Below are 17336 nucleotides of genomic sequence, written 5' to 3'. Positions count from 1 at the left end.
ATGAGCAAGGACCCCGGCTTCTCGGCCGACGACGCGGCGGTGATCACCGCCCAGCTCGGCCGGCCGCCCCGGGGGGTGCACGGCATCGGTCACCGGTGCGCCTGCGGCAACCCGTCCGTGGTCGTCACCGAGCCGCGGCTGCCCAACGGCACGCCGTTCCCCACGACGTACTACCTCACCTGCCCGCGCGTGAACTCGCGGATCGGCACGCTCGAGGCGTCCGGGCTGATGAAGGAGATGCAGGACCGGCTCGGTACCGACCCCGAGCTGGCCGCCGCCTACCGGGCAGCGCACGAGTCGTACCTGGCCGACCGCGCCGCGATCGGCGCCGCCTGCGAGCTCGACGTCCCCGAGATCGACGGTATCTCCGCCGGCGGGATGCCGGACCGCGTCAAGTGCCTGCACGTGCTGGCCGCGCACGCCCTGGCCGCCGGTCCGGGCGTCAACCCGCTCGGCGACGAGGTGCTGGCGATCCTCGGCGACTGGTGGGCCAAGGGGCCGTGCGTGGATCCGGCCGAGGCGACCGCGCCCGCGGGTGAGTGAGACGGTCGCCGCGATCGACTGCGGCACCAACACCATCAAGCTGCTGATCGGCGCCGTGCCGGAGGTGGCCGTCCGCGAGATGCGGATGGTGCGGCTCGGTCAGGGCGTCGACGCCACCGGCGTGCTGGCGCCGGAGGCGCTGGACCGGGCGTTCGCCGCCATCGACGAGTACGCCGACCTGATCCGCCGCGAGGGCGCGACCCGGGTCCGTTTCTGTGCGACCTCGGCGACCCGCGACGCGGCCAACGCCGCGGAGTTCACCGCCGGCGTGCGCGAGCGACTCGGCATCGAGCCCGAGGTCCTCTCCGGCGCGGAGGAGGCGCGGCTCGCGTTCGCCGGCGCGACGCGCGGCGCGGCGGATCTCGCCGCGCCGACCCTGGTGGTCGACATCGGCGGCGGCTCCACCGAGCTGATCCTCGGCGACCCGGCGGCCGGACCCGGTGCGGCTCCCGGCGCTGCCTTCTCGATGGACATCGGCTCGGTCCGCCTGCACGAGCGGCGCCTCGGCGGCGACCCGGCGACGCCCGAGCAGATCGCCGCCTGCGTGGCCGACATCGACGTGGCACTGGACGCCGCGCGCGAAGCGAGCGGGATCGACCCCGCCTCCGCCGCGACGGTGGTCGGCGTGGCCGGCACCATCACGACCATCGCCGCGGGCGTGCTCGACCTGACGGCGTACGACCCGGGGGTGATCGACGGCGCCCTGCTGCCGGTGCCCGAGGTCCAGGCGCAGGTGGAGCGGCTGCTGGCGATGACGGTGGCCGAGCGCCGCGCGCTGCCCTGGATGCACCCCGGTCGCGCCGACGTGATCGACGCCGGCGCGCTGATCCTCTCCCGGGTGCTGCGCCGGGTCGCGGTACCGGAGCTCCGCGTCGCGGAGACCGACATCCTCGACGGGATCGCCTGGTCGTTGGTCGACTGACCGCGCGGTGCTGCGGGCGGGCGGCGGGCGCGGTCTCGGCCCAGCGGGCGGTGGCCGGATCGGCCGGGCGCTCCTGAGAGGATGGACCGGTGAGCACCGAACTGCACGCCGTCACCGTCCTCGGGCACGACCGTCCGGGCATCATCGCCGACACCACCGCGGGTCTCGCCGGCCTGGGCCTCAACATCGAGGACTCGACGATGACCCTGCTGCGCGGCCACTTCGCGATGATGCTGCTGTGCCGCGGCGCCGCCGACAGCGCCCGGATCGAGGAGGCGCTGGCGCCGCTGGCCGCCGGCGGCGACCTGGACGTCTCGGTCCGTCCGGTGCGCGACGAGCCGACCCCGGCCGCCGCCGGGTCCGCCTGGGTGCTCACCGTGCACGGTGGCGACCGGCCCGGCATCGTCTCCGAGGTGGTCGCGCAGGTCGCGGCCGTCGGCGGCAACATCACCGACCTGACCACCCGCCTGGCCGGCGAGCTCTACCTGCTGGTCGCCGAGCTCGACCTGCCCGCGGACGCCGACGCCGGCGCCGTCGAGGGCGCGATCAAGGCCGCCGCCGAGCGGGTCGGGGTGCACGCCTCCCTGCGCCCGGTGGAGGCCGACGAGCTGTGAGCCCTGCGTCGACCCCCGAGCCCACTGCGGAGGTCCTCGCCGCGGGCAGCGCCCGGCTGGCCGGCTGGACGGAGGCCGAGCTGGGTGTCGAGGGCGCGATCCGCGCGGTCGTGACGGCGCCCGCCGACGTGCTCTCCACCCGCGGCGCCGACGTCGACCCGACCGACCCCGAGGTCGTCCGGTTGGCCGCCGACCTGGTCGCCACCATGCGGGTCAGCCCGGGCTGCGTCGGCCTGGCCGCCAATCAGGTGGGCGTCGGTGTGCGGGTGTTCTGCGTCGACGTCTCCGAGCACCCCAAGACGCGCACCCACCACGGCACCTTCGCGCTCTGCAACGCCGAGGTGGTCGCCTCCAGCCGCAACGAGAAGGCGCGGGAGGGCTGCATGAGCGTCCCCGACTTCACCGGCGACGTGAAGCGGCCCTCGCGGATCACCGTCCGCGGCCAGATCCCGGGCACCGGCGAGGAGGTCACGGTGGCCACCGACGCCTTCGAGGCCCGCGCGCTGCAGCACGAGATCGACCACACCGACGGGTTCCTGTTCCTGGACCGCGTCGCCGGCGCGCACGCGATCCACCCGCGGCAGACCTATCTCTGACCGCTCCCCGACAGTCTCTGGCACGCTCGTGCCCGAGCGGCCCCCATGTCCCAACCGGCAGAGGAAGGCGTCTTAAAAACGCTTCAGTCTGGGTTCGAATCCCAGTGGGGGCACCGCCGCCCGCCGGCGCGCGTGTCGCGGCTTGACTTCACCTTGAGGTGAAGTCGGAGAGTGGTGCCATGGCACAGCACGACCACCAGCACGACCACCAGCACGACCACCCGCAGGCCGAGACCCTCGAGGAGCAGCGCGCGTTGCTCAGCGCGGACGCCTGGGACGAGCGCTACGCCGCCGACCACCGGATCTGGAGCGGCCGCCCGAACCAGCGGCTCGTCGAGCAGGCCGCCGACCTGGTCCCCGGCACCGCCCTGGACGTCGCCTGCGGCGAGGGCGGCGACGCGATCTGGCTGGCCGAGCACGGCTGGCGGGTGACGGCCGTCGACGTCTCCTCGGTCGCGCTGGACCGGGTCGCCGAGCACGCCCGCGAGCGCGGGGTCGAGGACCGGGTCGCCACGCAGCGCTACGACGCGCTGGCCGACCCGCGCCCGGTGCCCGGCTCCACCTTCGACCTGGTCACCGTGAGCTTCCTGCACACGCCGGTCGAGGACTTCGCGGCGATCTACGGGGGCATCGCCGACGCCGTGGCGCCCGGCGGTCGGCTGCTGGTCACCGCCCACCACCCCGACGACGTCAGCTCCGGCGTACGACGCCCGCACGGCCACGGGATGCTCTTCGAGCCCGACCGGGTGCTGACCGCGCTCGGTGTGGAGGGGCCGGACTCGCCGTGGGAGGTCGAGGTCGCCGACAGTCCGGTGCGCGAGCAGCAGATGCCCGAGGGGCCGATGAAGGTGCGGGACACCGTCGTCCGGCTGCGTCGCGCGGGCTGACGCCCCGCGATCCGCCCTGCGATCCGCCCCGCGATCCGCCCCGCGATCCGCCCCGCGATCCGCCAAGGAATCGGGTGCCACCTGCGGGAACGTCGCGGGGATCCGGTGCGTTAGCCAGGTACCACCCCCCTAGACTGGGGGCCTCGCCACGAGGAATCCCCATGGAGGAGACCATGCAGAGCAACAACCCGGTGTTCAGCCGGTCGGAGGAGTTCAACCGGAGCTCCTCGGGCTACGGGACGACGACCTATCAGGGCAACGGCGCTGGCTACGAGGGCTACGGCGCCCCGACAGGCTTCGGCGCCCCGCCGACCGAGCGCACCGAGCGGATGACGATCGACTCGGTCGTCCAGTCGACCGCGATCACCCTCGCCGTCGTCATCGGCGTCGCCGGTGCGACCTGGATGATGACCCCCGCCATCGACGACACCGCGGCCCTGGGCACGCTCTACGGGATCGCCATCGTCGGCAGCGGACTCGCGTTCGTGCTGTCGCTGGTGAACTCGTTCAAGCGGGTCGTCAGCCCCGCGCTGGTGCTGGCGTTCGCGGCCGCTGAGGGTCTCTGCCTCGGCGCGCTGAGCAAGTCGTTCGACGCCATGTTCGGTGGCGGCATCGTGATCCAGGCCGTGATCGGCACGTTCGCCGCGTTCGCGGGCACCCTCGCGGCGTACAAGTACTTCAACATCCAGGTCAACAACAAGTTCCGAACCTTCGTCATCGCGGCGATGTTCGGCATGGTGGCCCTCAGCCTGATGGAGATCGTGCTCGGCCTGTTCGGCACCGGCCTCGGCATCTTCGAGCTCGGCGCGATGGGTCTGCTGTTCTCCATCGGCGGCCTGGTGCTCGGTGTGTTCATGCTGATCCTGGACTTCGACTTCGTCGAGCAGGGCGTGCGCAACGGGCTTCCGGCCCGCGAGTCGTGGCGCGCCTCGTTCGGCCTGCTGGTCAGCCTGGTCTGGATCTACACCAACCTGCTCCGGATCCTCGCCATCCTGCAGCAGGACTAGCCCGTCGGGGCCGAGCGCGTCTCTCGCTGCGCTCGGCCGCGCTGCCGGCCTCGCGGTCGAGGTTCCCTCGCCGCGAGGCCGTTTGGCGTCGTACGGCGTCTGCGCGCGGAGAAGCGCCGCTCGCGTCCTCCGGTCGCTCCTCCGTCGCTTCCTCCGGAGCGCCTGCGTCGCGTTCCCCGCGCAGCAGACCCGAGCCGCACGCAGCAGTACGACGCAGCGCTGTGCCGACTGGACGACGAGGGCCCACCCGGTGACACCGGGTGGGCCCTCGTCGCTGGTCGCGTCGCGGTGCCGCTAGCCGCTGGCCTGGGCGGGCTCGTCGGTGCCGGTCCCCGCCTCGTGGGCGCCGATGGTGCGGACCTCGCCGCCGTTCTGCGCCTCCCCGTCCTCCGGGGCCTCGCCCGGGATCTGGGCGCGGCGCCGGCGGTGACGCAGCTCGACCCACAGCCCGCGCACACCGGTCCGACGTCCCTCGATCTCGGTGCCGTCCAGCTCGGTGCCGGGCTCGTTGACGGCCTGGACCGCGGCCCGGGTGATCGGCAGCACCGCCTCGCCCCGGTAGGCCTCCAGGGCCTCCTCGTGGTCGGGCACCTCGCCCAGCGCCGCCAGCGCCGAGGGGATCAGCACGTTGGCCAGCGCGCGGTAGCCGGCCGAGGACGGGTGGAACTGGTCGGGGCCGAAGAGCACGGCCGGCGCGGCCGCGAACTCGGGGCCGAGGATCGAGCCGAGAGAGACGGTCCGGCCGCCCTCCTCGAGGACCGCGATCGTCTGGGCGGCCGCCAGTCGGCGCGACCAGGCGCGGGCGACCTGGCGCAGCGGGGGAGCGATCGGCTGGATGGTGCCCAGGTCCGGGCAGGTCCCGACGACCACCTCGCAGCCGGCCGCGACCAGCCGCCGTACCCCCTCGGAGAGGTGGCGCACGGACTGCGAGGGCAGCACGGTGTGGGTGACGTCGTTGCCGCCGATCAGGATCACCGCGACCTCGGGCTCGATCAGCAGCGCCCGGTCGACCTGGCTGGCCAGGTCGGAGGACTTCGCGCCCACCACGCAGAACTCGCGCAGGTAGACCCGGCGGTCGGCGTACTCGGCGAGGCCGCTGGCCACCAGTGCCCCGGGTGTCTCCTCGACCCGCTCGACGCCGTAGCCAGCGGCGCTGGAGTCGCCCAGCAGCGCCAGCCGGATCGCGGGCCCGGGACGGCCCCGGCCGTACCAGCCGGTGGCGTCCGGGGGCGGCGCCTCCAGCGTCGGCCCGATGATCCTGCGGGCCAGCTTCGCCTCGGCGGTCAGTACGCCGTACAGGCCGGCGCCCACGGCAGACAGACCGCCGCCACCGTAGAGTGCGGCGGCGGCGAGTTTCCTTGCAGCTGCAGCCTTGCTCACCCGCCCACTCTACGAACCGCTTGTTACCGGCAGGTTCCCGGGAGATGGCCCGACGTGGAGATACCTGCGTCCGGCCGGTGCGCCGAGGGGGGAGTGGCGCGGCGATGGGGAGGGAATACCGTGAGCCCATGGAGTACGTCGACTCGCTGCTGGACCTGATCGGCAACACCCCGCTGGTGCGCCTGCGCCGCAGCCTGGACCTGCCCCCGTCCGAGGGGGAGGGGGCCGGGGGAGACCCCGGACCGCTGGTGCTCGCGAAGGTCGAGTACCTCAACCCGGGCGGCTCGGTGAAGGACCGGATCGCGACCCGGATGATCGAGGCCGCGGAGGCCTCCGGCGCCCTCCAGCCGGGCGGCACGATCGTCGAGCCGACCTCGGGCAACACCGGCGTCGGGCTGGCCATGGTCGCCCAGCAGAAGGGCTACCACTGCGTCTTCGTCTGCCCCGACAAGGTCAGCGAGGACAAGCGCAACGTGCTGCGCGCCTACGGAGCCGAGGTCGTGGTCTGCCCGACCGCGGTCGCGCCCGAGCACCCGGACTCCTACTACAACGTCTCCGACCGGCTCGCCTCCCAGCCCGGCGCCTGGAAGCCCGACCAGTACTCCAACCCGCACAACCCGCGCTCCCACTACGAGACCACCGGCCCGGAGATCTGGCGCCAGACCGAGGGACGGATCACCCACTTCGTGGCCGGCGTCGGCACCGGCGGCACGATCAGCGGGATCGGGCGGTACCTCAAGGAGCAGAACCCCGACGTCCAGGTGATCGGGGCCGACCCGGCCGGCTCGGTCTACTCCGGCGGCACCGGCCGCCCCTACCTGGTCGAGGGCGTCGGCGAGGACTTCTGGCCCGAGACCTACGACCGCGACATCGCCGACCGGATCATCGAGGTCTCCGACGCCGACTCCTTCGCGTTCACCCGGCGCCTGGCCCGCGAGGAGCAGATGCTGGTCGGCGGCTCCTCGGGGATGGCGGCGTACGCCGCCAAGCAGCTCGCCGCCGAGCTGGCCGCCGAGGGGCGCACGGATGCCGTGATCGTGGTGCTGCTGCCCGACTCCGGGCGCGGCTACCTGAGCAAGGTGTTCAACGACGACTGGCTGGCCCAGTACGGCTTCGACACCGGCGTGTCCTCGCAGGCGCGGACGGTCGGGGAGGTGCTGCGCGGCAAGACCGGCGCCCTGCCCGCGCTGGTGCACACCCACCCGACCGAGACCATCGCCGAGGCGATCCACATCCTCCAGGAGTACGGCGTCTCGCAGATGCCCGTGGTCCGTGCCGAGCCCCCGATCGTGGCCGCCGAGGTGGCCGGCTCGGTCTCCGAACGGGCACTGCTGGACGCGCTCTACGCCGGCGAGGCGAAGCTCGCGGACCCCGTCGAGCAGCACATGTCCCCGGCGCTGCCCACGATCGGCTCGACCGAGCCCGCCACCGCGGCGGTCGGGATGCTGGAGCACGCCGACGCGGTGCTGGTCCACGAGGACGGCAAGCCGGTCGGCGTACTGACCCGGCAGGACCTGCTCGCCTTCCTCGCCCGGGGCTGACGCCGGCGGCGCGCGCGGGACCGGCAGGATGGGCGCCGTGACCACCGCACCTGCACTGCCCGAGGGGATCCGCGCCGCCACCGCCGACGACGTGCCCGACATCCTGCGCCTGATCCGCGAGCTGGCCGAGTACGAGCGCGACCCCGACGCGGTCGTGAACACCGAGGAGAAGCTGCGGACCTGGCTGTTCGGCCCCGACGCGGTCGCCGAGGCGCTGCTGGCCGAGTACGACGGCCGGGTCGTCGGCGTGGCGCTGTGGTACCGCTCCTACTCGACCTGGACCGGCGTGCCCGGGGTCTACCTCGAGGACCTGTTCGTCGAGGAGGAGCACCGCGGGCGCGGCTTCGGCAAGGCGTTCTTCCGCGCGCTCGCGGCGATCGTGGTGGCCCGCGGGTACGAGCGCCTGGAGTGGGTGGTCCTGGACTGGAACACGCCGTCGATCGAGTTCTACGAGCGGCTCGGCGGGCGCCCGATGAAGGGGTGGAGCACCTACCGACTGGTCGGGGAGGACCTGCGCGCGCTCGCCGAGTGAGACGGCCGAGACGGTTGAGACGCGGCGAAGGGTGACGCGCTCACCGCTCGGACCGGTGACGACCTGATCCTGGTCCGGCCAGGCCGCGGGGATCGACCACCGCTACCGCGTCGGCGCGACCGTCGGGGACGGGGTCGACACCGCCGGTGTGGGTCGTGTGCCCGAGAACCCGCTATTCCGCTGTGTGCGGCACACGACTCAAGCCGAGCTCCGGTGCGGACGGGGTCGTGTGCCCAGGAACCCGCTATACCGATGTCTCAGGCACACGACTCGAGCCGAGCTCCGGTGCGGACGGGGTCGTGTGCCCAGGAACCCGCTATACCGATGTCTCAGGCACACGACTCGAGCCGAGCTCCGGTGCGGACGGGGTCGTGTGCCCAGGAACCCGCTATACCGATGTCTCAGGCACACGACTCGAGCCGAGCTCCGGTGCGGACGGGGTCGTGTGCCCAGGAACCCGCTATACCGATGTCTCAGGCACACGACTCGAGCCGAGCTCCGGTGCGGACGGGGTCGTGTGCCCAGGAACCCGCTATACCGATGTCTCAGGCACACGACTCGAGCCGAGCTCCGGTGCGGACGGGGTCGTGTGCCCAGGAACCCGCTATACCGATGTCTCAGGCACACGACCCACCTCCGGGACCGGCGGCCGGCAGCTCAGCCAGCGGCAGCGGATGCGGTGCTCGCGGCACGACAGCCGCTCAGGAGCCGGGCCGGGTCAGGTACCGCATCGTGTGGTGGGTGGTGAAGCCCAGCGACTCCCACAGCGCGCCACCGCCGGGGTTGTCGGTCTCCACGTGCAGCCAGGCCGTCGTCGCGCCCTGCTCGGCGCCCCACTCCAGGAGCGCGGCGATCACATCGGTGGCCAGGCCGCGGCGGCGGTACGCCGGGTCCACGGTCACCCCGTGCAGGCCGAGCCAGTCGCCGTCCAGGGCGGCGCGCCCCTCCGCGGTCGGGTCGCAGCCGTCACCCGCCGTGGCGGTGGCGAACGGGCCGGAGGCGGTGACCTCCACCGGACGGGAGGGGCGCCGCAGCGTTCGACGCACCCGGGAGACCGAGGCGAGCCGGAGATCGGCGTCGCCGTGCCCGAGCGGCGCCCACCCCAGCTCGGTGAGCGCGGCCTCCTCGTCGGAGGCGGCCTCGACGTGGAGCAGTGCCGGCCGGTCGCGCTCGGCGTAGAACGCAGCGGCCCGCGCCGCCGCGTCGGGCAGCGGCAGGCCCGGATCGCCCACGGCCAGGCAGGAGTTGGCGCGCTTGCGCGGCCGGCCGCGCGGGGCGGGCTCGGTGCGCAGCACCCATTCGCCGAGCGCGGTGGCCTCGATCCCGCCCCACAGGCGGGCGGTGTGGGCCTCGGCGTCGGCCACCGACACCCGGTGCCGCACCGAGGGGCGGGGCGGGACGGGCTTGCCGGAGACGATGTCGGCGATCGCGATCTCCACCGCGGGGCCGGACGCGGGGCGGACCACGGCGACGCCGTCGCCCCAGGCGAGGCACTCGCCGAGCAGGTCGGTGAAGGCCGGACCACCGGTCGGTCCCGTCTCGCCGCGGACCAGTCGGCGGATCACCACCCGCTGACCGATCACGTGCGGACCGAGAAGATGCCTGCCCGGATCGTGGTGTCCCTGCTCGTTCTCCACGGCGGGATACTAGAGTTGACCGAGGCACGAAAGACATTCGTGGCCGACCGAGCCAGAACGTGAGCGACCGACCCGGTCCGCAGCGCCGCATCCGTCCCAGGAGGATCCGATGACCTACGTCATCTCCCAGCCTTGCGTCGACGTCAAGGACCGTGCGTGTGTCGACGAGTGCCCCGTCGACTGCATCTACGAGGGCAAGCGGATGCTCTACATCCACCCCGACGAGTGCGTCGACTGCGGTGCCTGCGAGCCGGTCTGCCCGGTCGAGGCGATCTTCTACGAGGACGACGTGCCGGAGGAGTGGAAGGACTACTACGACGCCAACGTCAAGTTCTTCGACGACCTCGGCTCGCCCGGTGGCGCCGCCAAGATGGGCGAGATCGACCACGACGCCACGTTCATCGCCGCCCTCGAGCCGCAGAACCAGGACCACTGAGCACCTGTTGAGCACCCAGCGTTACCTCGGCGTCTCGGGACGCCTGCCCGACTTCCCGTGGGACAAGCTGACTCCCTTCAAGGAGAAGGCCGCGGCCCACGCCGACGGGATCGTCGACCTGTCGGTCGGTACGCCGGTGGACCCGACCCCGCAGGTGGTGCAGGAGGCGCTGCGCGCCGCCGCTGACGCGCCCGGCTACCCGCTCACCGTCGGTCGCGTCGAGACCCGGCAGGCCGTCGTCGACTGGTTCGCGCGCTGCCACGGCGTGACCGGGCTGGGCGTGGACCAGGTGCTGCCGCTGATCGGCTCCAAGGAGATGATCGGCTCCCTCGCGATCCACCTCGGCATCGGCGAGGGCGACCTGATCGTCTACCCGGAGCTGGCCTACCCGACGTACGAGGTCGGCGCGGCGCTGGCGGGTGCCGAGGCGATCGCCACCGACGCGCTGACCGCGCTCGGCCCGCGCACGCCGAAGCTGCTGTGGCTCAACAGCCCGTCCAACCCGACCGGTCGGGTGCTGCCGCCGGCGCACCTGAAGAAGGTCGTGGACTGGTGCCGCGAGCGTGGTGTGCTGCTGGTCAGCGACGAGTGCTACCTGGACTGCGTGTGGGAGGGGGAGGCCCACTCGGTCCTGCACCCCGACATCTGCGGCGGCAGCACCGAGGGGATCCTCGCGGTGCACTCGCTGTCGAAGCGCTCGAACCTGGCCGGCTACCGGTGCGCCTTCGTCGCCGGTGACGCTCGCGTGGTCGCCGAGCTGCTCGCGGTCCGCAAGAACCTCGGCCTGCAGATGCCGGCCCCGCAGCAGGCCGCCATGGTGGCGGCCCTGACCGACGACGCCCACGTCGCCGAGCAGCACGCCCGCTACGCCGTACGACGGGCACAGCTGCGTGCGGCGCTGGAGTCGGCCGGGTTCACCGTCGACCACTCCGAGGCCTCGCTGTACCTCTGGGCGACCAAGGGCCCCGACGGCCCCGACTGCTGGGAGATCGTGGACGAGCTCGCCGGCCGCGGGATCCTCGTCGCGCCCGGTGCCTTCTACGGAGCCGCGGGCAGCCACCACGTGCGGGTCGCCTTCACCGCGACCGACGAGCGGGTCGCCGCCGCGGCCGCCCGGCTCGCCGCCTGAGCGTGGATCCAGGCTGAGTCGACGGGACCGGGCGGCGCAGGTCAGGCCGGGCTCACGGCGAGCATGCCGAGCATGTGGTTCATCACCCGGCGATGCTCCGCCGCGGGGCTGAACATCAGGATCTCGGCGTCCTCCTCGACGCGGACCGTGTGTCCCGCCGGCCAGTGGAACATCTCGCCCGCCGCGCACGTCTCGGTCCGGCCGTCGGCGTAGGTCACCACCACCCGGCCCGTGCTCAGGTAGCCCCAGTGCGGGGCGCCGCAGAGGTCGTGCTCCAGGCCCGTCAGCAGCGGCGCGATGTCGACGCCCGCGGCCAGCGAGAGGTGCTCGGCGGCCAGCGCGCCGTCGGCGACGCCGAAGTCCCCCTGGTGGCGGGCCACCGCGCCCAGGGCGTTCATCGTGATCGGCAGGTCCTGCGTGGCGATGTGCATGGTGTGCCTTCCTTCGTGGGTGGATACCCTGAAGGCGTGACAAGCGATGTCACATCGTGACAGTCCCCGACCTCACCCTCGCGCGCGCCGCGGTGGAGCGTGGCGACTTCGGTGGCGCGCTGGAGGCGCTGGCCGCCGACCCCGAAGCGCCGGGGAGCCCGGAGGGCCTCGAGGTGGCGGCCGCCGCCCGGTACGGCCTCGGCGACCTGGAGGGCGCGATCGGCTCCTGGGAGAGGCTCTCGGCGCTCGAGGCCGGCGCGGGCCGATCGGAGGCGGCGGCGCGGGCCGCGGCGATGGTCGCGGTGCTGCTGCTGTGCGAGAGCGGGCTGATGGCGGCGGTCCGCGGCTGGGCGGCGCGGTCACGGCGCCTGCTCGGGGATGCGCCACCCGGCGCGGTCCACGCCCTGCTGGCCCTGGTGACGGCGTACGAGCGGCTGCTGACCGGTGACCCGGAGGGGGCCGCGGCGCACGCCCGGGAGGCGGTCGAGCTCGGCGAGCGCTTCGGGGTCGACCCGGCGCGGGGGCTCGGTCGGACCGCGGTCGCGCGGATCGCGATGCAGGCCGGTGAGGTCGAGCACGGGCTCGCCCTGCTCGACGAGCTTGCCGTGGACCTGGCGGCGGGGGAGTTCGACCCGCTCACCACCGGCAACGTCTACTGCGAGCTGGTCTGTGCCGCGCTGTGGGTCGGGCACCAGGACCGGGCGCGGGAGTGGACCACGGTCATGGACCGGTGGCGCACCGGCCCCGCCCTCGGCTCCACGCACGGTCGGTGCCGGATCCACCGCGCCGAGCTGCTGCGGATCTCCGGGCCGGTGGCCTCGGCCGAGGCGGAGGCGCTGGGCGCCTGCGCCGAGCTCCGGCCCTGGATGCGGCGCGAGTACGGCTGGCCGCTGACCGAGCTGGGCAACATCCGGCTCCGACGCGGCGACCTCGACGGCGCCGAGGAGGCCTTCCTGGAGGCCCACGGCCAGGCGTGGGCGCCGCAGCCGGGACTGGCGCTGCTGCGCCTGGCGCAGGGGCAGCCGGAGGTGGCGGCGGCGATGGTGCGCGCCGAGATCGAGCACCCGATGTCGGTGCCCTGGAAGGAGCGGCCGCCGTTCGGCGGCCTGCGGCTGGTGCCCCTGCTGGCGGCGAAGGCGGCGATCTCCGCGGCCGCGGGGGACGCCGCCGGCGCCGAGGAGGCGGCGACTCAGCTCGAGGAGATCTGCGGCAGCTACGGGGGCCCGCTGCTGCGGGCCGAGGCGCGGCTCGCGCGGGCCCGCGCGGCGCTCGTGGCCGGTCGGCCGGAGGAGGCCATCGAGCCCGCGCAGGACGCCGCGTCCGCCTGGACCGAGCTGGAGGCGCCGTACGACGCGGGGGAGGCGCGCGTCGTGCTGGGCAGCGCTCTGGCGGCCTGCGGCCGGGGCGAGCTGGCCCGGGTGGAGTGGCGGGCCGCGGCGACGGGCTTCGGCGCGTTCGGCGCGCACCGCCGCGCGGCGGAGGTCGCGAGGCTGGCGGACCTGGCCGGGGCGCCCGCGCGTCCGGCACCCGCCCCGGCCGTGGCGTGGCTGGAACGCGACGGCGAGCGCTGGCGGATCGGGTACGCCGACAAGGAGGTCTCCGTGCCCGACCTCAAGGGCGTGGCGCTGCTGGCGCGGCTGCTCGCCGCTCCGGGGCGCGAGTTCCACGCGCTCGACCTGGCCGGCGCCGGCGTCGTCGAGCCGGGTCTTCCCGTGCTCGACCAGGAGGCGCGGGAGGCCTACCGCCGGCGGCTGGTCGAGGTGGAGGCCGACCTCGAGGAGGCGGAGCGTGACAACGACGAGGCCCGTCGGCTTCTCGCAGCGCGCGACCGGGACTACCTGCTGGCCGAGCTCGCCGGGGCGGTCGGACTCGCCGGCCGCGCCCGCCTGGTCGGCGGCACGGCCGAGCGGGCGCGGACCAGCGTGACCCGGTCGCTGCGTTACGGCCTGCGCCGGATCACCGCGCTGCACCCGGTGCTCGGGGCACACCTGGCCCGCGCGGTGCGGACCGGCGCCTGCTGCAGCTACCAGCCGGATCCCGTGGCGCCGCTGGCGTGGCGGGTGCGCTGCTGAGGGTCAGCCGACCCCGTGGTCCCTCGCTGGCTCGTGCCACCCCTTGTCCCGGCGCGCGGTCTGGCGCATGGTGGAGATCGAGGATCCGGAGGTGGTGCGATGCACGCGCAGGTCGGCGACGTGCTGGTCGCGGAGAGCAACAAGGTGGACTCACCACGGCACCGCGGCGAGATTCTTGAGGTGCGCGGCGCCGACGGCGGCCCGCCGTACCTGGTGCGCTGGGAGGACGGCCACGAGGGCCTGGTCTTCCCCGGCGGCGACGCCCACGTGCTGCCGGGCGGGGACTGATCCGTCCGGCTCAGCCTGCAGCCAGGCTCAGCGGAAGACGTCGACGTGGACGTGGTCGCGGTGCTCGAGGATCTCGGGGTCACCGGGGCCGTCGGGCGCCCGGTAGTCGCGCCACTCGGCCTGGCCGGCCCGCCAGATCATGCCGTCGAAGATGACGGTGCGGACGTCGAGCCGGGCCGCGTTGCCGACCAGGTAGTGCGCGACGGCCCAGCCCCGCGTCTGGTTCTGCTCGGTGATCGGACGGAAGAAGATGTCGACGGCGCGGCCGTCGTAGTGCGCGGAGCCCTCGATGTGGCCGCTGGTGGCGCCGCCGGGCTCGTAGCCGCCGAGGGAGAGCCGGCCGAAGCGCTCGAGCAGGTCGCGGCGCACCGCGTCGGCGCGGTCGGTCAGGCCGTTGGGGCGCAGCACGGGCTCGGCCGTGGGCGCGCCGCCGTCGAGGTCGCAGCTGAACGCGGCCGGTGAGTAGCCGGTCAGCGCCGAGGCCAGCGCGCGGGCGTCGGCCTCGTGGTCGGCGTACGCCCGGGGGAACGCCGAGCGCTGCACGCGCTGCGCCGCGTCGGTGATCTCCATCGCCTCGTAGCCGTCGACCTTCTCCAGGGCGTCGTAGAAGGCGTTGGTGGAGTAGACGGGGTCGAGGACCTGCTCCTCGGTGCCCCAGCCCTGCGAGGGACGCTGCTGGAAGAGTCCGAGCGAGTCGCGGTCGCCGTGCTCGATGTTCTCCAGCTTCGACTCCTGGTACGCCGTGGCCAGGGCGATCGAGACCGCCCGCGCCGGCAGCCCGCGCTCGATCGCGATCGCGGTGATCAGGGTCGCGTTCTCGGCCTGCTCGCCGCTGACCACGACGGTGTGGTCGTCGACGCTCGCCGTGCAGTCGCCGTCCGGGCCGAGGCCGAGCTGGTCGGTGGCGCGCAGGACGGCGACGCCGATCACGGCGATCATCGCCAGCACGACCAGTCCGAGGAAGATCGCGCCCGTACCCCTCCGCATCAGACCAGTGTCCGGGGTCGCTGGTGGCGCATGGCGGTCATGAGGGTGCGGTCGTGCTCGGGGTCGTGCTCGTGCCGGTGGTCGGCGGCCGTCAGTTGGCGTGCAGCGCGGCGTTGAGGGCGATGCCCTCGCCCTGCCACGGCACGGCCTCGATGGCGCCGGAGACGGAGTTGCGGCGGAACAGCACGTTGCTCGCGCCGGAGAGCTCGCGGGCCTTGAGCACGCGGGGCTCCTGGCCGGGATCGAGGACGGTCACCTTGGTGCCGGCGGTGATGTAGCAGCCGGCCTCCACGACGCAGTCGTCGCCCAGGGAGATGCCGATGCCGGCGTTCGCGCCGAGCAGGCAGCGCCGGCCGATCGAGATGACCTCCTTGCCGCCGCCCGACAGGGTGCCCATGATCGAGGCGCCGCCGCCCACGTCGCTGCCGTCACCGACGACCACGCCGGCCGAGATCCGGCCCTCGACCATGGAGGCGCCGAGCGTGCCGGCGTTGAAGTTCACGAAGCCCTCGTGCATCACGGTGGTGCCCTCGGCCAGGTGCGCGCCGAGGCGGACCCGGTCGGCGTCGGCGATCCGGACGCCGGTCGGGAGCACGTAGTCGACCATCCGCGGGAACTTGTCCACGCCGTGCACGGTGACGTGCTGGCCGGCCGCCTGCAGGCGGGCGCGGGTCTGCTCGAAGCCGTCGACCGCGCACGGGCCGGCGCTGGTCCACACCACGTTGGTCAGCAGGCCGAAGACGCCGTCGAGGTTGATCTCGTGCGGCCGCACCAGGCGGGCCGAGATCAGGTGCAGGCGCAGCCACACGTCCTGGGCGGTCCGCGGCGCCTTGTCGAGGTCGATCTGGACCAGCGCCACCTGGCGCTCGACGCGGCGCACCGCGTCGCTCCCGGTGAGTGCGACCAGGTCCTTCGGTGCGACCACGCCGACCGGAGCGTCGCCGAGCGCGGGCTGCGGGAACCAGGTGTCGAGCACCGAGTCGTCGGAGGCGTACGTGGTGAGGCCGAAGGCCCAGGCGGTGCGGGTCACGGTGGGGGAGTCTACGGGGCGCGCGGTCGGCGGACCGACGCGGGCGTGACGGCTGACACCGTCGCCGGCTCCGCCGGACAATCCGGTGCGGACCTGCTCCGGCACTGGCACCCTCGCCGCATGGTCGATTCGTACGACGTGGCGTGGCAGGTGCTCGTCGAGGCGCTCGCGTCCTGCTACGGCGACGCGGGGGTTGCCCAGCGCGCGCCCCACGGCCTGGTCGTGGCGGGTGCGCGGGCCGACGGCTCCCGGTTCGAGGTCGAGATCGTGATGACGCCCGATGAGTGGGACGACCTCGCCGCGGTCGCCTGGGGCGACGTCGACGCGGCCGCGGCGTACGTCGTCGGTCTCGTGCGCGGGCAGCCGGCCGATCTGCGCTACCTCGTCTACCGGCTGTACGAGCTGACGCCGCGCGGCGAGCCGACGATCCCACCGGAGCCCGAGGACCGCTGAGGTCCGGCGGGCGTCGAGGGACGGTGCCGCGCCCTACTCCGCCAGGATGGCCAGCTGCCGGCTCTGGGCGATCAGGCGCCCCTGCTCGTCCCACAGCTCCACGTCCTCGTCGTGGTAGCCGGCGATCACGTGCCGTGCGACGACGTGGCCGAGCGCCCACAGCGACTCGGGGCGCCGCCGGTAGTGGACGGTGAGCTGGATGGTGGAGGACGCCACGTGACCGATCTCGGCGGTCGCGGGGAAGAAGGCGTCCACCATCGCCCCGGCGAGCAGCGCGTCGACGGGGCGTTCGTCGGCGGCCCGGATCCAGGCGAGCACCTCGGTCCTGCCCGACGGCTCGCCCACCAGCCAGCCCGGCTGGTAGTTCGTCCGGTAGGCGTAGCGGTCCAGGATCGGCATGAACCCGGCGGGGAACGCGGGGCTGTCCGGGCACTCCAGCGGGCCCGGGATCTCGGGCGCGGCGTGCGGGGTGTGCTCGATCGACCCGGTCTTGTCCCAGTCGTGGGTGCTGAGCACCGCGTGCGCGATCTCCTTGCCGTTCTGGACCAGGATCGCGTCGTACGTCGAGACGCGGCGCCCGACGCGGACCTCGCGCACGTGCACCTCGGCCGGGCCCGCGGTCGCCGGGCGGAAGTAGGTCACCGCGATGCTCAACGGGTCCGGGTGCGCCGCGTGCTGCATCGCCGCGTGCTGGAGCACGGCGAGGATGTAGCCGCCGTTCGGCGTGCCGTTGGCGGTGTTCCAGTCGGTGGTCAGCTCGACCCGCTGGACGCCGCCGCCCAGCGGCTCGCACGCCACCGCTTCGTCGAGGAGGTAAGCCACGGGGCCATCCTGCCCGTCGGCGTCGCCGG

Annotated in this window: 19 protein-coding genes and 1 tRNA gene; 14 read left to right on the top strand and 6 right to left on the bottom strand. The window is 73.8% G+C overall.

Annotation, left to right across the window (positions count from 1 at the left end; translation table 11 throughout):
- The 7 genes from E8D34_RS09545 (at position 1) to E8D34_RS09515 (ending at position 4569) form a co-directional block, all read left to right on the top strand.
- Positions 1–543 (top strand): DUF501 domain-containing protein, encoded by a 543-nt coding sequence (locus tag E8D34_RS09545; protein WP_136594403.1) that lies wholly within the window; start codon positions 1–3, stop codon positions 541–543.
- A complete protein-coding gene (locus tag E8D34_RS09540) occupies positions 536–1465 on the top strand; it encodes a Ppx/GppA family phosphatase (RefSeq protein WP_240771263.1) in 930 nt (309 codons plus the stop codon). Before E8D34_RS09545 ends, E8D34_RS09540 begins: the two co-directional genes overlap by 8 nt.
- Before the next feature lie 89 nt (positions 1466–1554).
- The gene (locus tag E8D34_RS09535; RefSeq protein ID WP_136594402.1) at positions 1555–2079 is read left to right on the top strand and encodes an ACT domain-containing protein; all 525 of its coding nucleotides are present in this window, start codon (positions 1555–1557) and stop codon (positions 2077–2079) included.
- Complete coding sequence (def, locus tag E8D34_RS09530; RefSeq protein WP_240771262.1) at positions 2076–2675, top strand: peptide deformylase; 600 nt, start codon at positions 2076–2078, stop codon at positions 2673–2675. Before E8D34_RS09535 ends, def begins: the two co-directional genes overlap by 4 nt.
- Positions 2676–2714: 39 nt before the next feature.
- Positions 2715–2788 (top strand) — tRNA-Leu (locus E8D34_RS09525).
- Positions 2789–2854: 66 nt separating this feature from the next.
- Complete coding sequence (locus tag E8D34_RS09520; protein ID WP_136594401.1) at positions 2855–3562, top strand: class I SAM-dependent methyltransferase; 708 nt, start codon at positions 2855–2857, stop codon at positions 3560–3562.
- Positions 3563–3723: 161 nt separating this feature from the next.
- Positions 3724–4569 carry a Bax inhibitor-1/YccA family protein gene (locus E8D34_RS09515; protein ID WP_240771261.1) on the top strand — a complete coding sequence of 282 codons (846 nt, stop codon included), beginning with the start codon at positions 3724–3726 and terminating at the stop codon, positions 4567–4569.
- 294 nt (positions 4570–4863) lie between these two features.
- On the opposite strand, the gene E8D34_RS09510 is transcribed toward E8D34_RS09515, so the two are convergent.
- A complete protein-coding gene (locus E8D34_RS09510; protein WP_136594400.1) occupies positions 4864–5949 on the bottom strand; it encodes an SGNH/GDSL hydrolase family protein in 1086 nt (361 codons plus the stop codon).
- Between the two features lie 128 nt (positions 5950–6077).
- On the opposite strand from E8D34_RS09510, the gene E8D34_RS09505 reads away from it, so the two are divergent.
- Positions 6078–7490 (top strand): cystathionine beta-synthase, encoded by a 1413-nt coding sequence (locus tag E8D34_RS09505; protein ID WP_136594399.1) that lies wholly within the window; start codon positions 6078–6080, stop codon positions 7488–7490.
- A gap of 37 nt (positions 7491–7527) precedes the next feature.
- Positions 7528–8022: a GNAT family N-acetyltransferase gene (locus tag E8D34_RS09500; protein ID WP_240771260.1), complete on the top strand. Its 495-nt coding sequence runs from the start codon at positions 7528–7530 to the stop codon at positions 8020–8022.
- Between the two features lie 701 nt (positions 8023–8723).
- Here E8D34_RS09500 and E8D34_RS09495 read toward each other — a convergent pair.
- Positions 8724–9659, bottom strand: a complete 936-nt coding sequence (locus tag E8D34_RS09495) for a GNAT family N-acetyltransferase (protein ID WP_136594397.1) — start codon at positions 9657–9659, stop codon at positions 8724–8726.
- 109 nt (positions 9660–9768) lie between these two features.
- Between E8D34_RS09495 and fdxA the strand changes: the two genes are divergently transcribed.
- Both fdxA and dapC read left to right on the top strand, forming a co-directional pair.
- Positions 9769–10095 carry a ferredoxin gene (fdxA, locus tag E8D34_RS09490; RefSeq protein WP_136594396.1) on the top strand — a complete coding sequence of 109 codons (327 nt, stop codon included), beginning with the start codon at positions 9769–9771 and terminating at the stop codon, positions 10093–10095.
- A 7-nt stretch (positions 10096–10102) separates the two neighbouring features.
- Entirely contained in the window at positions 10103–11224 is a 1122-nt protein-coding gene (gene dapC / locus E8D34_RS09485) for a succinyldiaminopimelate transaminase (RefSeq protein ID WP_136594395.1), read from the top strand.
- A gap of 41 nt (positions 11225–11265) precedes the next feature.
- Here dapC and E8D34_RS09480 read toward each other — a convergent pair whose 3' ends face one another.
- Positions 11266–11655 (bottom strand): cupin domain-containing protein, encoded by a 390-nt coding sequence (locus E8D34_RS09480; protein ID WP_136594394.1) that lies wholly within the window; start codon positions 11653–11655, stop codon positions 11266–11268.
- Between the two features lie 56 nt (positions 11656–11711).
- On the opposite strand from E8D34_RS09480, the gene E8D34_RS09475 reads away from it, so the two are divergent.
- Complete coding sequence (locus E8D34_RS09475) at positions 11712–13727, top strand: hypothetical protein (RefSeq protein ID WP_136594393.1); 2016 nt, start codon at positions 11712–11714, stop codon at positions 13725–13727.
- Between the two features lie 99 nt (positions 13728–13826).
- Positions 13827–14015 (top strand): DUF1918 domain-containing protein, encoded by a 189-nt coding sequence (locus E8D34_RS09470; protein WP_136594392.1) that lies wholly within the window; start codon positions 13827–13829, stop codon positions 14013–14015.
- Between the two features lie 27 nt (positions 14016–14042).
- On the opposite strand, the gene E8D34_RS09465 is transcribed toward E8D34_RS09470, so the two are convergent.
- Positions 14043–15002 (bottom strand): hypothetical protein, encoded by a 960-nt coding sequence (locus E8D34_RS09465; protein WP_136594391.1) that lies wholly within the window; start codon positions 15000–15002, stop codon positions 14043–14045.
- Between the two features lie 91 nt (positions 15003–15093).
- A complete protein-coding gene (dapD, locus tag E8D34_RS09460; protein ID WP_136594390.1) occupies positions 15094–16032 on the bottom strand; it encodes a 2,3,4,5-tetrahydropyridine-2,6-dicarboxylate N-succinyltransferase in 939 nt (312 codons plus the stop codon).
- A 120-nt stretch (positions 16033–16152) separates the two neighbouring features.
- Between dapD and E8D34_RS09455 the strand changes: the two genes are divergently transcribed.
- Positions 16153–16485, top strand: coding sequence for a hypothetical protein (locus E8D34_RS09455; RefSeq protein ID WP_136594389.1), 333 nt, complete (start codon positions 16153–16155; stop codon positions 16483–16485).
- Between the two features lie 33 nt (positions 16486–16518).
- Here E8D34_RS09455 and E8D34_RS09450 read toward each other — a convergent pair whose 3' ends face one another.
- A complete protein-coding gene (locus tag E8D34_RS09450) occupies positions 16519–17307 on the bottom strand; it encodes a thioesterase family protein (protein ID WP_136594388.1) in 789 nt (262 codons plus the stop codon).
- Positions 17308–17336: the final 29 nt, after the last annotated feature.

This window comes from Nocardioides sp. GY 10113 (assembly GCF_004919105.1).
Classification (GTDB): domain Bacteria; phylum Actinomycetota; class Actinomycetes; order Propionibacteriales; family Nocardioidaceae; genus Nocardioides.
This window is presented reverse-complemented; position numbering and strand designations above follow the sequence as displayed.

Coding starts and splice junctions, on each gene's coding strand:
- E8D34_RS09545 (WP_136594403.1), top strand. CDS start 1: ATGAGCAAGGACCCCGGCTTCTCGGCCGACGACGCGGCGGTGATCACC.
- E8D34_RS09520 (WP_136594401.1), top strand. CDS start 2,855: ATGGCACAGCACGACCACCAGCACGACCACCAGCACGACCACCCGCAG.
- E8D34_RS09515 (WP_240771261.1), top strand. CDS start 3,724: ATGGAGGAGACCATGCAGAGCAACAACCCGGTGTTCAGCCGGTCGGAG.
- E8D34_RS09505 (WP_136594399.1), top strand. CDS start 6,078: ATGGAGTACGTCGACTCGCTGCTGGACCTGATCGGCAACACCCCGCTG.
- fdxA (WP_136594396.1), top strand. CDS start 9,769: ATGACCTACGTCATCTCCCAGCCTTGCGTCGACGTCAAGGACCGTGCG.
- E8D34_RS09480 (WP_136594394.1), bottom strand. CDS start 11,655: ATGCACATCGCCACGCAGGACCTGCCGATCACGATGAACGCCCTGGGC.
- E8D34_RS09470 (WP_136594392.1), top strand. CDS start 13,827: ATGCACGCGCAGGTCGGCGACGTGCTGGTCGCGGAGAGCAACAAGGTG.
- E8D34_RS09465 (WP_136594391.1), bottom strand. CDS start 15,002: ATGCGGAGGGGTACGGGCGCGATCTTCCTCGGACTGGTCGTGCTGGCG.
- E8D34_RS09455 (WP_136594389.1), top strand. CDS start 16,153: ATGGTCGATTCGTACGACGTGGCGTGGCAGGTGCTCGTCGAGGCGCTC.